This window comes from Simplicispira hankyongi, assembly GCF_003570885.1.
GTDB lineage: Bacteria > Pseudomonadota > Gammaproteobacteria > Burkholderiales > Burkholderiaceae_C > Simplicispira > Simplicispira hankyongi.
The window spans coordinates 463,997-479,140 of the sequence record NZ_QXJC01000001.1 but is presented as its reverse complement, the minus strand read 5'-3'; the positions used below and the strand labels follow the sequence as shown (position 1 = coordinate 479,140).

General features: G+C 63.9%; 8 protein-coding genes. 7 read left to right on the top strand and 1 reads right to left on the bottom strand.

Annotated elements, in window-relative coordinates:
• Positions 1-149 precede the first annotated feature (149 nt).
• From D3F03_RS02135 to D3F03_RS02110, 6 genes are all read left to right on the top strand, one after another.
• Positions 150-2,525 carry a YgiQ family radical SAM protein gene (locus D3F03_RS02135; protein WP_119107710.1) on the top strand — a complete coding sequence of 792 codons (2,376 nt, stop codon included), beginning with the start codon at positions 150-152 and terminating at the stop codon, positions 2,523-2,525.
• 271 nt (positions 2,526-2,796) lie between these two features.
• Positions 2,797-4,719, top strand: coding sequence for a PrkA family serine protein kinase (locus D3F03_RS02130; RefSeq protein ID WP_119107709.1), 1,923 nt, complete (start codon positions 2,797-2,799; stop codon positions 4,717-4,719).
• 53 nt (positions 4,720-4,772) lie between these two features.
• Positions 4,773-6,041 (top strand): YeaH/YhbH family protein, encoded by a 1,269-nt coding sequence (locus D3F03_RS02125; protein ID WP_119108517.1) that lies wholly within the window; start codon positions 4,773-4,775, stop codon positions 6,039-6,041.
• Positions 6,038-7,657, top strand: a complete 1,620-nt coding sequence (locus D3F03_RS02120; RefSeq protein WP_119107708.1) for a SpoVR family protein — start codon at positions 6,038-6,040, stop codon at positions 7,655-7,657. The genes D3F03_RS02125 and D3F03_RS02120 overlap by 4 nt, the downstream gene beginning before the upstream one ends.
• Positions 7,658-7,935: 278 nt before the next feature.
• Positions 7,936-10,110 carry an FUSC family protein gene (locus D3F03_RS02115; protein ID WP_119107707.1) on the top strand — a complete coding sequence of 725 codons (2,175 nt, stop codon included), beginning with the start codon at positions 7,936-7,938 and terminating at the stop codon, positions 10,108-10,110.
• A 360-nt stretch (positions 10,111-10,470) separates the two neighbouring features.
• On the top strand, positions 10,471-11,298 hold the full coding sequence (locus tag D3F03_RS02110) for an SDR family oxidoreductase (RefSeq protein ID WP_119107706.1): 828 nt from the start codon (positions 10,471-10,473) through the stop codon (positions 11,296-11,298).
• Positions 11,299-11,682: 384 nt separating this feature from the next.
• Here the strand turns inward: D3F03_RS02110 and D3F03_RS02105 are convergent, their stop codons facing one another.
• A complete protein-coding gene (locus tag D3F03_RS02105; protein ID WP_119107705.1) occupies positions 11,683-12,879 on the bottom strand; it encodes an amino acid aminotransferase in 1,197 nt (398 codons plus the stop codon).
• Positions 12,880-13,012: 133 nt separating this feature from the next.
• Between D3F03_RS02105 and uvrB the strand changes: the two genes are divergently transcribed.
• Positions 13,013-15,106 (top strand): excinuclease ABC subunit UvrB, encoded by a 2,094-nt coding sequence (uvrB, locus tag D3F03_RS02100; protein ID WP_119107704.1) that lies wholly within the window; start codon positions 13,013-13,015, stop codon positions 15,104-15,106.
• Positions 15,107-15,144 lie beyond the last annotated feature (38 nt).

Here is a 15,144-nt window from a genome sequence, read left to right as displayed (position 1 = left end):
TGTCAGGCCTCGTCGCCTCCGCGCGTCTTGGTCACGCGTAGGCACCCTGGCGACGGTAAAAAGGCATGTAGCCTTAAAATTGCGGGTTACCCATTAATGCGCCGGACGCTGCCCTCTAGGGGCATCGTGGGAGCGCGCACCACTTTTGCATGAACGCCCCCGTCGACGTTTCCTTTTTCGCGCGCGCCGCCAAGCCGCTGACCAGCTACCGCCCGTACTGGGCCAAGCGCTTCGGCACGGCGCCCTACCTGCCCATGAGCCGCGCCGAGATGGAGCAGCTCGGCTGGGACAGTTGCGACATCGTGCTCGTCACCGGCGACGCCTACATCGACCACCCCAGCTTCGGCATGGCCGTGATTGGCCGCACGCTTGAAGCCCAGGGCTTTCGCGTAGGCATCATTGCCCAGCCCGACTGGCAAAGCGCCGAGCCCTTCAAGGCGCTGGGCAAACCCAATCTGTTCTGGGGCGTGACGGCGGGGAACATGGATTCCATGATCAACCGCTACACGGCCGACCGCAAGATCCGCAGCGACGACGCCTACACCCCCGGCGCCGAAGGCAACCGCCGCCCCGACCGCGCCGCCATCGTCTACAGCCAGCGCTGCCGCGAGGCGTACAAGGACGTGCCGATTGTGCTCGGCGGCATCGAAGGGAGCCTGCGCCGCATTGCCCACTACGACTACTGGAGCGACAAGGTGCGCCGCTCCATCGTGGTGGATGCCAAGTGCGACCTGCTGCTCTACGGCAACGCCGAGCGCGCCCTGGTCGAAGTGGCGCACCGCCTGGCGGCGCGCGAGCCAGTGGGCAGCATCACCGACGTGCGCGGCACCGCCTTTGTGCGCCGCAGTTCGCCCGAGGGCTGGTTTGAGATCGACTCCACCGACGTCGACCAGCCGGGCCGGGTGGAAGACCACACCAACCCCTACCAGACCACCAGCGAGCAGGCGGCGGAGCAGGGCGGCACCTGCAGTTCGCAAGATACTACGGTTTCGATAGCTGCTAGTGCACAGCCAGTAAGCGCTAGAGGCCAAAAACAGTCTGAAAATGGCACCACCACCCACGCACTGAACTTCGTGCCCAACCCCGCTCTTGCGGGCAAGCGCAAGGCGCCGCCGCAAGACCGCACCGTGATTCGCCTGCCCAGCTACGAGCAGGTCAAAAGCGACCCCGTGCTCTACGCCCACGCCAACCGCGTGATGCACCTGGAAACCAACCCCGGCAACGCCCGGGCCATGGTGCAGGCGCATGGCGAGGGCGCCACGGCGCGCGATGTGTGGCTGAACCCGCCGCCCATCCCGCTGACCACGGCCGAGATGGACCACATCTTCGACCTGCCCTACGCCCGCAGCCCGCACCCCAGCTACGCCGACGCGCAAGGCCGCCACGACGGCGAGACGAAAATCCCCGCGTGGGAAGTGATCCGCTTCTCCATCAACATCATGCGCGGCTGCTTTGGCGGCTGCACCTTCTGCTCCATCACCGAGCATGAGGGCCGCATCATCCAGAGCCGCTCCGAGGATTCCATCCTGCGCGAGATCGAAGACGTGCGCGACAAGGTGCAGGGCTTCACCGGCACCATCTCCGACCTGGGCGGCCCCACTGCCAACATGTACCGCCTGGGCTGCCGCACGCCCGAGATCGAAGCCGCCTGTCGCAAACCGAGCTGCGTCTACCCCGGCATCTGCCAGAACCTCACCACCAACCACGACCCGCTGATCCAGATCTACAAGCGTGGCCGTGCCATCAAGGGCATCAAGAAAATCCTCATCGGCTCAGGCCTGCGCTACGACCTGGCCATCCAGTCGCCGGAATACGTCAAGGAGTTGGTGCAGCACCACGTGGGCGGCTACCTGAAGATTGCGCCCGAGCACACCGAGGCCGGCCCGCTGACCAAGATGATGAAGCCGGGCATCGGCAACTACGACAAGTTCAAGCAGTTGTTCGAGAAGTACACGCAGGAGGCCGGCAAGAAGCAGTTCCTCATCCCGTACTTCATCTCCGCCCACCCCGGCACCAGCGACGAAGACATGATGCACCTGGCCATCTGGCTCAAGAAGAACGGCTTTCGCGCCGACCAGGTGCAGACCTTCTACCCCAGCACCATGGCCACGGCCACGGCCATGTACCACACCGGCATCAACACCCTCAAGGGCGTGCACCGCGATGAACGGGGCGAAAAGGTGGACGTGGTGCGCGGCGAAAAGCGCCGCCGCCTGCACAAGGCCTTCCTGCGCTACCACGACCCTAAGAACTGGCCGCTGCTGCGCGACGCGCTCAAGGCCATGGGCCGCGCCGACCTGATTGGCAACGGCAAGCACCATTTGATTCCGACCTACCAGCCGATGGCGGGAAGTTGCAGCGGCAACAGCAAGGAAAAGTTCCTGACGATTCCCTCGATGGTGATGGAAAAAAACAGCCCAAAGCCCGGCCAGACGTTGACACAGCACACTGGGCTTCCACCGCGCCCGGGAACTGGGCCCAAAAAACCGAGCTACCGCCCAGTGGGCAAACGCGGGCCGGCGTAATCCGCCTGCGGCCCCGCAGTGCTGCTGGCCGCATGTCCCTTTGCCTGGGCGGATGTGGGCGCCGGGCCTGCCTGCACGTCTGCTGCCCAATGGCGCAGTGTGCCGCATTCTGAACGGCACTGTGTCGGCCGAGAAATAGCCTTGCTTGTGCCCACAATTACCCTGTTCAAAGCCTCAGTGAGGTGCTACAAAGGGCCGAGCCGCTAGCATTTTTCCATTGCAATTCGGTGGCACCGCCGGGCTTGCCAGGGGTGCTGCCACAGGAGGCCGTATGGATGCCATCAGCAACTTCGCTGCCCGCTATGCCCGATCGCGCGAAGAGGAGATGTCGGTCGACGAGTACCTCGCCGAGTGCCAACGCGAACCCATGGTCTACGCCACTGCTGCGCAGCGCATGCTGGCCGCCATCGGCGAGCCTGAGATGGTGGATACGCGCGACGACCCACAGCTCTCGCGCATCTTTGCCAACAAGGTCATTCGGCGCTACCCCACTTTTGCCGAGTTCTATGGCATGGAAGACGCCATCGAACAGGTGGTGAGCTTCTTCCGCCACGCGGCGCAGGGGCTCGAAGAGCGCAAGCAGATCCTGTACCTGCTGGGCCCCGTGGGCGGAGGCAAAAGCTCCATCGCCGAGCGGCTCAAGTACCTGATGCAGACGGTGCCCTTCTATGCGCTCAAGGGCTCACCGGTCAACGAATCGCCTCTGGGTCTTTTCGACCCCTTGGAGGACGGTCCGGTACTCGAAGAGCAGTTCGGCATTCCCAGGCGCTATCTGCAGCGCGTGCTCTCGCCCTGGGCCGTCAAGCGTCTGGAGGAATTTGGCGGTGATATCCGGCAGTTCCGCGTCGTCAAGCGCTACCCCAGCATCCTCAAGCAGGTGGCGCTGGCCAAGACCGAGCCGGGCGACGAGAACAACCAGGACATCTCAAGCCTCGTGGGCAAGGTGGATATCCGCAAGCTGGAGAATTTTGCCCAGGACGACACCGACGCCTATAGCTACTCAGGGGGCTTGTGCCTGGCCAACCAGGGCTTGCTCGAATTTGTCGAGATGTTCAAGGCGCCCATCAAGGTGCTGCATCCGCTGCTCACCGCTACGCAAGAGGGCAACTACAAGGGAACCGAGGGCTTTGGTGCCATCCCTTTTGATGGCATCGTGTTGGCGCACAGCAACGAGAGCGAGTGGAAGGCGTTTCGCAACAACAAGAACAACGAGGCCTTCCTGGATCGCATCTACATTGTCAAGGTGCCTTATTGCCTGCGGGTGAGCCAGGAAGTCAAGATCTACGAAAAGCTGATCCGCGAATCTTCGCTGGGCCATGCCATGTGCGCGCCGGGCACGCTCAAGATGATGGCGCAGTTCGCGGTCCTCACGCGCCTGAAGGAGCCGGAAAATTCCAGCATTTTCAGCAAGATGCAGGTGTACGACGGCAAGAACCTCAAGGACACCGACCCGCGTGCCAAGAGCTACCAGGAGTACCGTGACTATGCCGGCGTGGATGAGGGTATGACGGGCATTTCCACCCGCTTTGCCTTCAAGATACTGTCCAAGGTGTTCAATTACGACAGTACCGAAGTGGCCGCCAACCCGGTGCATTTGATGCATGTGCTGGAGCAGCAGATCCAGCGTGAGCAGTTTCCCGCCGAGCTGGAGACCAAATACACCAGCTACATCAAGGAATACCTAGCCCCGCGCTATGCCGAGTTCATCGGCAAGGAAATCCAGACAGCCTACCTGGAGAGCTACAGCGAGTACGGGCAGAATATTTTTGACCGCTACGTCACCTACGCCGACTACTGGATCCAGGACAGCGAGTACCGCGATACCGACACCGGCGAGGTCTTCGACCGCAACGCGCTCAATGCCGAGTTGGAAAAAATAGAAAAACCCGCTGGCATTGCCAACCCCAAGGATTTTCGCAACGAGATCGTCAACTTCGTGCTGCGCGCGCGCGCCAACAACCAGGGCAAGAACCCGAGTTGGACCAGCTACGAAAAGTTGCGCTTGGTGATCGAGAAGAAGATGTTCTCCAACACCGAGGAACTGCTGCCTGTCATCAGCTTCAACGCCAAGGCCAGCGCCGAGGACGCGCGCAAGCACGAGGATTTCGTCACCCGCATGGTGGACAAGGGCTACACCGCCAAGCAGGTGCGGCTGCTGTGCGAATGGTATTTGCGCGTACGCAAGAGCAGTTGACACACTACGGGCGCTTCCAGCGGGAACGTTCGTGCATGCGTGAAGGCAAGCAGATGGCATTCCAAATCATCGATCGCAGGCTCGCCGGCAAGAACAAGTCGGTGGGCAACCGTGAGCGCTTTGTCCGCCGCTACAAGCAGCAAATTGTTGAAGCGGTGCGCCGTGCGGTGTCCGAGCGTGACATTCGCCACATCGAGCAGGCGGAGAACATCACCATTCCCAGGAAAGACATCAGCGAGCCGGTGTTTCGCCACGGCCAGGGGGGTATCCGGGATGCGGTGCACCCCGGGAACACCGAGTATGTGAGCGGTGACCGCATTGCACGGCCCCAGGGGGGTGAAGGCGGCCGAGGCTCGCAGGCCAGTGACAGCGAGGGCGGTGAGGACGACTTCACCTTCACCCTGTCCAAGGAAGAGTTCATGCAGCTCTTTTTTGAGGACTTGGCCTTGCCGCGTCTTCTGCGTACGCACATCGGCGAGACGCCGCAGTGGAAGTGGCGCCGTGCCGGTTACAGCCAGGATGGCACGCCCCACAACCTGGCCGTGGTGCGCACCATGCGCGGCGCCCTTGGGCGGCGCATTGCATTGACCAAAGCACCGCACCGAGAACTGCAAGCGCTGCAGGCGCAGCTCGAAGGCTTGCTCGCACAGGACGATGGCACCAGCGAGGCTGTGGCCGAGCTGCAGCGGCGCATGGAGTGGCTCAAACAGCGCATCGCCAAAACGCCTTTCCTTGATCCCATCGACCTGCGCTTTCGGGCACGCACAAAAGTACCGGTGCCCATCAGCCGGGCGGTGATGTTCTGTCTGATGGACGTATCCGGATCCATGGACCAGGAGCGCAAGGATCTGGCCAAACGGTTCTTCATTCTGCTGTACCTGTTCCTGACACGGCACTACGAGAAAATTGACATCGTTTTCATCCGCCACCATACGCAGGCAGGCGAGGTGAGCGAAGACGAATTTTTCCACTCCACTGAAAGCGGAGGCACGGTGGTCAGCAGCGCCCTGGTGTTGCTGGACCAGATCATCCAGGATCGCTATCCTGCGGGCGACTGGAATATCTACGTGGCACAGGCCAGCGATGGCGACAACTTCCCCGCGGATAGCGGCAACTGCCGCAAGCTTCTGGCAGAAAACATCCTGCCATTGGTGCGCTATTTTGCGTACGTGCAGGTGGCCCAGGAAGAGCAAAACCTTTGGCACGAATACAGTCAGCTTCTGCCCTTGTTTGGCAACTTTGCCATGCGAAAGGTCTCTGAATCCGGCGAGATATACCCGGTATTTCGCGACCTGTTCAAGAAAGAAGGGGTGCCGGCATGAACATGGTGCAGTACCCGGTACTCGAACGACGCAGCAGCGACAACCCCTGGAAAGCCGCCCAGGTAGGCGAACGCCGCCATAGCGGGGTTCCCAAGGAGCCACTGCCAGCAGGTGCACGCCCGGCGCAGACGCTGCCCGATCCCAGCGACTGGACCTTCGAGCTGATAGAGCGCTACCACAGCGCCATTGCGGCCACGGCAGAACGCTTTGGCCTCGATACCTACCCCAATCAGCTGGAAATCATCACTGCCGAGCAGATGATGGACGCCTACTCCAGCGTAGGCATGCCGGTGAACTACCGCCATTGGAGCTATGGCAAGGAATTCCTGGCCACCGAGCGGCGTTACCGGCGCGGCCACATGGGGCTGGCGTACGAGATGGTGATCAACGCCAACCCCTGCATCAGCTACCTGATGGAGGAGAACACCACGGCGATGCAGGCCCTGGTCATCGCCCACGCCGCCTACGGACACAACAGTTTCTTCAAGGGCAACTACCTGTTTCGCATGTGGACGGACGCCTCCAGCATCATCGACTACCTGGTGTATGCCAAGGACTATGTGGCCAAGTGCGAGGAGCGCTACGGCCTGGATGCCGTGGAGCAGTTGCTCGACTCCTCGCACGCCCTGGCCAACTATGGCGTGGATCGCTACCGCAGGCCTTCAAAAAAGAACCTGGCACACGAACGGCTGGAGCGCGAGCGGCGCGAAGCCTACGCGCAGCAGCAGGTCAACGAACTCTGGCGCACCTTGCCCACCCCCGCTGGCAAGGACACTGCGGCCCAGGAGCTTGATCGCTTCCCCAAAGAGCCGCAGGAAAACATCCTGTACTTCATTGAAAAGAACGCGCCGTTATTGGAGCCCTGGCAGCGTGAGATTGTGCGTATCGTGCGCAAGATAGCGCAGTATTTCTACCCCCAGCGCCAGACGCAGGTCATGAACGAAGGCTGGGCCACTTTCTGGCACTACACCATCCTCAACACCTTGTACGACGATGGGTACTTGAGCGATGGCGTGATGATCGAGTGGCTGGGCTCGCACACCAACGTCATCTACCAGCCTCCCGTGGGCCACCGTGCCTATAGCGGCATCAACCCCTATGCGCTGGGTTTTGCCATGTACCGCGATATCCAGCGCATTTGCCAGAACCCTAGCGATGAAGACCGGCGCTGGTTTCCCGACCTTGCCGGAACCCCCTGGCTACCCGCCCTGGATGGCGCCATGCGCAACTTCAAGGACGAGAGCTTCGTGGGCCAATTTTTAAGCCCCCACCTGATGCGCGAGATGCGCCTGTTCGCTCTGCACGACGATGCCAGCGCGCCCGACCTGGTGGTCAGTGCCATCCACGATGAAGCGGGCTACCACACCTTGCGCCAGACGCTGTCGCAGCAGTATGACCTGGGAACGCGCGAGCCCGATATCCAGGTCTGGAACGTCAATCTGCGCGGCGACCGAAGCCTGACGCTGCGCCACACGCAGTACCACGGCCGTCCTCTGGCCGACGACACCGCGGAAGTCCTCAAGCACGTGGCGCGGCTGTGGGGCTTCGGTGTGCAGATCGAGAGCATGGGCAGCGATGGCAAAATTTCTGCCCTGTCGCAGGCTATCGCCCAGTAGGAAAGCGCTGGAAGCTATTGGTTCGATAGCGTCCTGTCCCTGGCATTGGTTGATGTGGGTCGCCGAGCAGCGTCTCCTTCCAAGGGTGGTCTGGTTGTGGTGCCACGGCGTGCGTACCCACCCCATTTGCCAGGGCATCTTGCACAAGCAGCTCAGGCGCTCGCGGGTACTGTCTGGCGCCGTGATCTGCGTCAGAACCGGCCTGCGCTTGGCCTCCCGCTGGGTGACAATTCGGGCCTCGCATCCTTCAACGCGCCCCTGACGGGGCCCCACAACCCATGGCCCGTGCCCCGCAGCTGCTGATGCGCCTGCCCACCTACCTGCTCAACGGCGCGCTGGTCGCCGCGGGGGTGGCGATGGTGCATGGTACGGTGGGCGCAGCCGCGGGCGCCGGTGCCGCCGGTCTGGCCCTGACCGGTGCGGTGTGCACCAGCCTGGCCGACGCGCCGGTGCCCATGGTCAGGGCTTGGCGCCAGCTGCTGGCTGGCGCGCTGGCCGCACTGGCCGGCACCGCCCTGGTGCTCCTGGCCCAGCCATCACCGGTGGTGCTGGGCCTGGCGCTGGCACTGGGCGGTGCACTGGCGATGATGGTGATGTCCTGGGGCCTGCGGGCCGGCGCCGTGGCGTTTGCGCCAGTGCTGGCGATGGTCTTCACGCTGGCCTCACCAGCGGGCAGCGTACCGCCGGTAAGGATGCTGGGCTGGCAAGCCGTGGGCGCGGTGCTGTACGGGCTGTGGGCTGTCGCGACGGGTTGGCTGATGCAGCCGCGCTGGCGCACGCTGGCGGTGGCATCGGCGCTGCAGGCCTCGGCCGCTTTGTTGCAGGCCCGGGCCGAAGTCTGGCGCGCCAGCGCAGCCGCCCCGGCCCAGCCGGGCGCCGACGACCCGGCCCGCGCAGCCTGGCGATGGGTCCAGCAGGAAGCCGAGCTGGCCGACCTGTTGCAGGCGGCGCGCGACCTGGTGTTTGCCGCACCCAGGGCAGCGCACTACCAGCGGCTGTCCGCCGTGCTGGTGTACACCATCGAGCTGCGTGACATGCTGCTGGCGGTGCGCCTGGACCTCGACCTGATCGGCCACGACGCACCCGGTCGCCAGACCATGGCCGAGATGGCCCAAGCCCTGGGCCGGCTGGCCGACCAGCTGTCGCAAGCCGCCAGCACTCTGCGCCTGGGGCAGCCCGGCTCTGCACCAGCCACGGGCGCGGACCCAGCCGCGCGGGACGCGCTGCAGGCGCCAGGCAGCAGTGTGGCCTGGCCCGAGCATGACCCACGGGCGCGCCTGGTGCCCGTGCTGCAGCTGCGGCTGCAGGCCCTGCGCCGCGTTGTGCAACAGGTGCACGACGCTCTGCAGGGACCGCCTCCATCCGCGGTGCTGTCGGCCGAGCAGCTGCGCCGCTTCGTGGCCCCCAGCGACTGGCCGCTGTCTGCGCTGAAGGCCCAGTTCAGTGGCCATTCACCGGTGCTGCGGCATGCGCTGCGCACCGGCCTGGCGTTTGGCTGTGCCTATGCGCTGGCGCAGGTGCTGCCCTGGTCTGCCCACCCGCATTGGCTGGTGCTGAGTGTGGCGGTGGTGCTGCGCGGCAACCTGGCGCAAACCCTGGCACGGCGCAACCAGCGGGTCGGCGGCACGCTGCTGGGTTGCCTGCTGGTGGTGGGCCTGGCCCGCCTTCCCGCAGAGCCGTGGCAGGCGCTGGTGTTTTTGCTGGCTGTGGGCACTGCCCATGCCTTCGTGGTGCGCCGCTACTTGGTTACCGCCATTGCCGCCACCGTGATGGCGCTGCTGCAGGCCCACCTGATGTACCCGGCCGGCGGCCTGGCCGTGACCGAACGGGTGGCCGATACGGTGCTGGGTGCGGCCTTGGCCTGGCTGTTCAGCTATGTATTGCCGTCCTGGGAGCGGCGCCAACTGCCGCGCTTGGTCAACCAGGCACGGCAGGCGCTGTTCCACTATGCGCTGGCGGTGCTGGGCGCGCCAGGGCCGGATCAAGTGGACCAGCGCCTGGCGCGCCGGCGCGCCTACGACGCGCTGGGCGCGCTGGCCGCCGCCGCCCAGCGCAGCGCCGCCGAGCCCCGCAGCGAGCGCCTGCCCACGGCTCAGGTGCTGAGCCTGCTCGACCGCGGCCAGCGGCTGATGGCGCACCTGTCGCTGGTGCGGCTGAGCCTGGCTGGGCCCTGGGTGGCCGGTGCCGGATCGGCGTTGACCGACAGTCTGGCCCAAACCCATCGCGCCTTGGCCCGTCTGTTGGCCGACCCGGCGGTGACCCACACCGAGGTGGCCGGCGGCAGCGCGGCAGCACCCGTTTCCAACTCCTGGTCAGACGGTCTGGATACGCTGCCGTTGGCAGCGCCCGATCAGGACAGGCTGTCCTGGCTGCAGCGCCGCCTGGGCGTGTTACAAAACGACGCGCAGGCGGTGCAGCAGGCCGCGTGGGCACTGAGCCACGCACGCACCTGAGGCGGTGTGTGGGCCACGCACCCACATGGCCTTGGTCGCGCCCGGCAGCGGCAGTTCGCTGCCCTGGCCGCGGATCCGTACTTCGGGCGGTCTGCGGCGTTGCCAATCCTGGCCATCGCTGCGGCTATGGCTGCGGTTTGCGCCTTGCCTCCCATCCCGATGTATGGCGCGCGCCATCGCGGTGGCTTGTTCAGCATCGCCTTGAATGCGCTGTCTGAGATTTCAAAGGGCAGTCCTGCTGGCTGAAGCCCCGTGTCGCCGTGTGCCCGTGGTTTTGATTTGCGAAGGACCTCGGCGTGCACCCTGCGCTCGACACGCGCATACTTGCCCCCGCTGTTTAACCGCATCGGAGATTCATCCATGGCTTCCACGGTTTTGATCACAGGCTGTTCCTCGGGCATTGGTGCGGCTGCGGTGCAGCACTTTGCTGCGCAGGGTTGGAACGTCGCCGCGACACTGCGCAACCCGGCCAGCGCCCACTTCGAGGACGGCGCGGGCAAGGTGGCGACCTTTGCGCTCGATGTGACCGATCAAAAATCCGTCGAGGCGGCGGTGGTCCAGGCGGTGGAGCGCTTCGGGCAGATCGACGTGCTGATCAACAACGCCGGCTACGGCCTGTTCGGCCCGTTCGAGAGCGCCACGCCAGAGGTGATCGAGCGCCAGTTCCAGACCAACGTGTTCGGCGTATTTGCGGTGACGCGCGCCGTGCTGCCGTACATGCGCGAGCGCGCCAGCGGCGTCATCATCAACGTGGCGTCGCTCACGGGTCTGGTGGCGATGCCGCTGTACTCGCTGTATGCAGCGTCCAAGTTTGCGGTGGTGGGTTTTTCAGAATCGCTCAGCCACGAACTGGCGCCACTGGGCATACGGGTGAAGGGGTTCGCGCCCGGCGCGGTGGCGACCGATTTTTCGGGTCGCTCGCTGGTGCGCACCTTCGAGGGGGACGGCGGCCCCTACGCAGACTCGATTCGCAAGGTGATGGCCGTGTTTGCCGCCAATCGTGGCACCAGCAATGCCTCGACAGCCGAACAGCTGGCGCAGGCGCTGTACGACGCCGCCACGGATGGCAGCGGGCAAGTGCGCTACGTGGTCGGCGAGGACGCCAAGGCGCTGATGCAGGCGCGCAAGGATATTGGTGAGGAAGCGCTGATGGGCGCGATGCGCCAGCGCTTTGGGCTGGGTGCATGAACCAACCCACCATCAGGCCATAGGCCAGGGAAGCGACGGTGGCAGGCGAGGGCGCTTTGCCCTGGCGTTGACCCGCGCGGCTGGCGGGGGATGCGCCTGCTGTCGCTGCTGCGGGTGTTGTAGGCGGCGCCCTTGCAGGCGTGCAGGTGGAAGAACACGTCACCAGCGCAATCGCCGCTGCGAATGAAGCCCAGCGCGTGCGTGGCGTCCCAGCGGACGATGGAGCCCTGTTGGGTCATGTGTCGGCTAGAAATTACTATTCAAATAATAGCTGTTTGCGCTTACTGGTAAAGCGCTAGAGGCCAAAAACACCAAAACTTTTCAACAAAAAGCCGCCCGTAGGCGGCTGGCAATTCCCAGGGTGCTGCGCACCCCCGGAAGGCATTACATGACCTTGGCAATCGACGCGCAGACGTAGTCGATGTTTTGGCTGTTGAGCGCCGCCACGCACATGCGGCCGGTGTCCGTGCCATACACGCCAAACTCGTTGCGCAGGCGCACCATCTGGTCTTTGGACAGGCCCGAGTAGCTGAACATGCCAATCTGGCTGGTGATGAAGGACATATCCTGTTTCACGCCGGCAGCCTTCAGGCCGTCAACCAGCTTCTGGCGCATGGCTTTGATGCGCACGCGCATCTCGCCCAGTTCCTTTTCCCACAGCGCGCGCAGTTCCGGGTCGCTCAGCACGGCGGCCACCACGGCGCCGCCGTGGGTGGGTGGGTTGCTGTAGTTGGTGCGGATGACGATTTTGAGCTGGCTCAGCACGCGGCCGGCTTCTTCCTTGTCCTGGCACAGCACCGAGAGGCCGCCCACGCGCTCGCCGTACAGGCTGAAGCTCTTGGAGAACGAGGTGGAGACAAAGAAGTTCATGCCAGACGCCACGAATTTGCCGATCACCGCGCCGTCCTCGGCAATGCCGTGGCCAAAGCCCTGGTAGGCCATGTCCAGGAAGGGCGTGAGTTTGCCGGCCTTGAGCACTTCGATGACCTGGTCCCACTGCGCGGCGGTGATGTCGTAGCCCGTGGGGTTGTGGCAGCAGGCGTGCAGCACCACGATGGTGCCGGGTGCGGCGGCCTTCAGGCTGGCGAGCATGCCGCCAAAGTTCACGCCGCGTTTTTCCGCGTCGTAGTAGGCGTAGGTCCCGACTTCAAAACCGGCGTTGGTGAACAATGCGCGGTGGTTTTCCCAGCTCGGGTCCGAGATGAGCACCTTGGCATTCGGGCTGAGCTTCTTCAGGAAGTCGGCGCCGATCTTCAGACCGCCAGTGCCGCCAATGGCCTGCACGGTGGCTACGCGGCCGCTTTTCACGGGCTCGCTGTCTGCCCCGAACACCAGCGCCTTGACGGCGTTGTCGTACGCCACGATGCCGTCGATGGGCAGGTAGCCGCGCGCCGTGGGCTTGGCCATCATCTTCTGCTCGGCCGCTTGCACGCATTGCAGGAGCGGAAGTTTGCCGTTGTCGTCGAAGTACACGCCGACGCCCAGATTGACCTTCTTGGGGTTGGTATCGGCGTTGAATTGTTCGTTCAGACCCAGAATGGGGTCGCGGGGCGCCATTTCGACAGCGGAAAACAGAGACATGAAAAGTCCTCGAAGGGTGGAAATTGGGCTGCCCGACCTCAGATGGGCGACTCGGCTACGCTTTGTGGCTTCGGGCAAACCCGAATTTTAGAACCTGTTCTTGCTCCAGTGGCCCATCCCCTACGCTCACCCTATGCACGAAGTCACTTCTGAGCCCGCCACGGGCGAATTTCTGCGTTTTCCTGGCTCGCCGTTCGAGCTGTACCAGCCGTACCCGCCGGCGGGCGACCAGCCCGAAGCCATTGACCAGCTCGTCGAAGGCGTGCGCGACGGCGAGGTGTTCCAGACTCTGCTGGGCGTGACCGGCTCGGGCAAGACTTTCACCATGGCCAACGTCATCGCCCGCCTCGGCCGGCCGGCCATCGTGTTCGCGCCCAACAAGACGCTGGCGGCGCAGCTGTATTCGGAGTTCCGCGAATTCTTCCCGCACAACGCGGTGGAGTATTTCGTCAGTTACTACGACTACTACCAGCCCGAGGCCTACGTGCCGCAGCGCGACCTGTTCATCGAAAAGGACAGCGCCATCAACGAGCACATCGAGCAGATGCGGCTCTCGTGCACCAAAAGCATCCTGGAGCGGCGCGACGTGGTCATCGTGGCCACCGTGTCGGCCATCTACGGCATCGGCAACCCCGAGAGCTACCACCGCATGGTGATGACGCTGCGCACGGGCGACAAGCTCGGTCAGCGCGACGCCATCGCCCAACTGGTGCGCATGCAGTACCAGCGCAACGATACCGATTTCGCGCGCGGCACGTTTCGGGTGCGCGGCGACACCATCGACGTGTTTCCAGCCGAGCATTCCGAGCTGGCGATTCGCATCGAGCTGTTCGACGACGAGGTGGAGAGTCTGCAGCTTTTCGACCCGCTCACCGGCCGCGTGCGCCAGAACATTCCGCGCTTCACCGTCTACCCCAGCAGCCACTACGTCACGCCGCGCGACCAGGTGCTGTTGGCTGTGGACGCGATCAAGCTGGAACTGGCGGAGCGCCTGAAGCAGCTGGTGGGCGATGGCAAGCTGGTGGAAGCCCAGCGGCTGGAGCAGCGCACCCGCTTTGATCTGGAAATGCTCAGCGAAGTCGGGCACTGCAAAGGCATCGAGAACTACTCGCGCCATCTCTCGGGATCAAAACCGGGCGACCCGCCGAGTACGCTGACCGACTACCTGCCGCCCGACGCGCTGATGTTCCTCGACGAGAGCCACCAGATGATAGGCCAGCTCAACGCCATGTACAACGGCGACCGCTCGCGCAAGACGACGCTGGTGGAATACGGCTTTCGACTGCCCAGCGCGCTCGACAACCGGCCGCTGAAGTTCGAGGAATTCGAGCGGCGCATGCGCCAGGCCATCTTCGTTTCGGCCACGCCCGCCGACTACGAAAAGCAGCACGCCGGCCAGGTGGTCGAGCAGTTGGTTCGGCCCACCGGGCTGGTGGACCCCGAAGTGCAGGTGCGCTCGGCCACCAACCAGGTGGACGATGTGCTGCAGGAAATTCACATCCGCGTGCAAAAGAACGAGCGTGTGCTCATCACGACGCTCACCAAGCGCATGGCCGAGCAACTGACCGACTATTTAAGCGACAACGGCGTGAAGGTGCGCTACCTGCATTCCGACGTGGACACGGTGGAGCGGGTCGAGATCATTCGCGACCTGCGCCTGGGCGCGTTTGATGTGCTGGTGGGCATCAACCTGCTGCGCGAGGGGTTGGACATCCCCGAGGTCTCTCTGGTGGCCATTCTGGATGCGGACAAGGAGGGCTTTTTGCGATCCGAGCGCAGCCTTATCCAGACCATTGGCCGCGCCGCACGCAATGTGGCGGGGACGGCCATTTTGTACGCCGACCGGGTGACCGATTCCATGGAGCGTGCCATGGGCGAAACCCAGCGCCGGCGCGAGAAGCAGGTGGCGCACAACCTGGAGCGCGGCATTACGCCGCGCAGCATCGTCAAGCAGGTGCGCGACCTGATCGATGGCGTGTACAGCGAAAAATCCGGCAAGGAAGCCGAGCGTCTGGAGCAGGGCGCGGTCGAGAAAGCGCGCATTGAGGACATGAGCGAGAAGGACATTGCGCGCGAGATCAAGCGCCTGGAAAAGCAGATGCTGGAGCACGCCCGCAATCTCGAGTTCGAGCAGGCAGCACGCGTGCGTGACCAGTTGGCAACGCTCAAGGATGCGGCCTTTGGCGCGCACGGTGGTGACCACCTCGTGCCTTTCCCCGCATCATGAAAGGCTATTCATACGCAAACGGCTGTCTTGTGACTGTT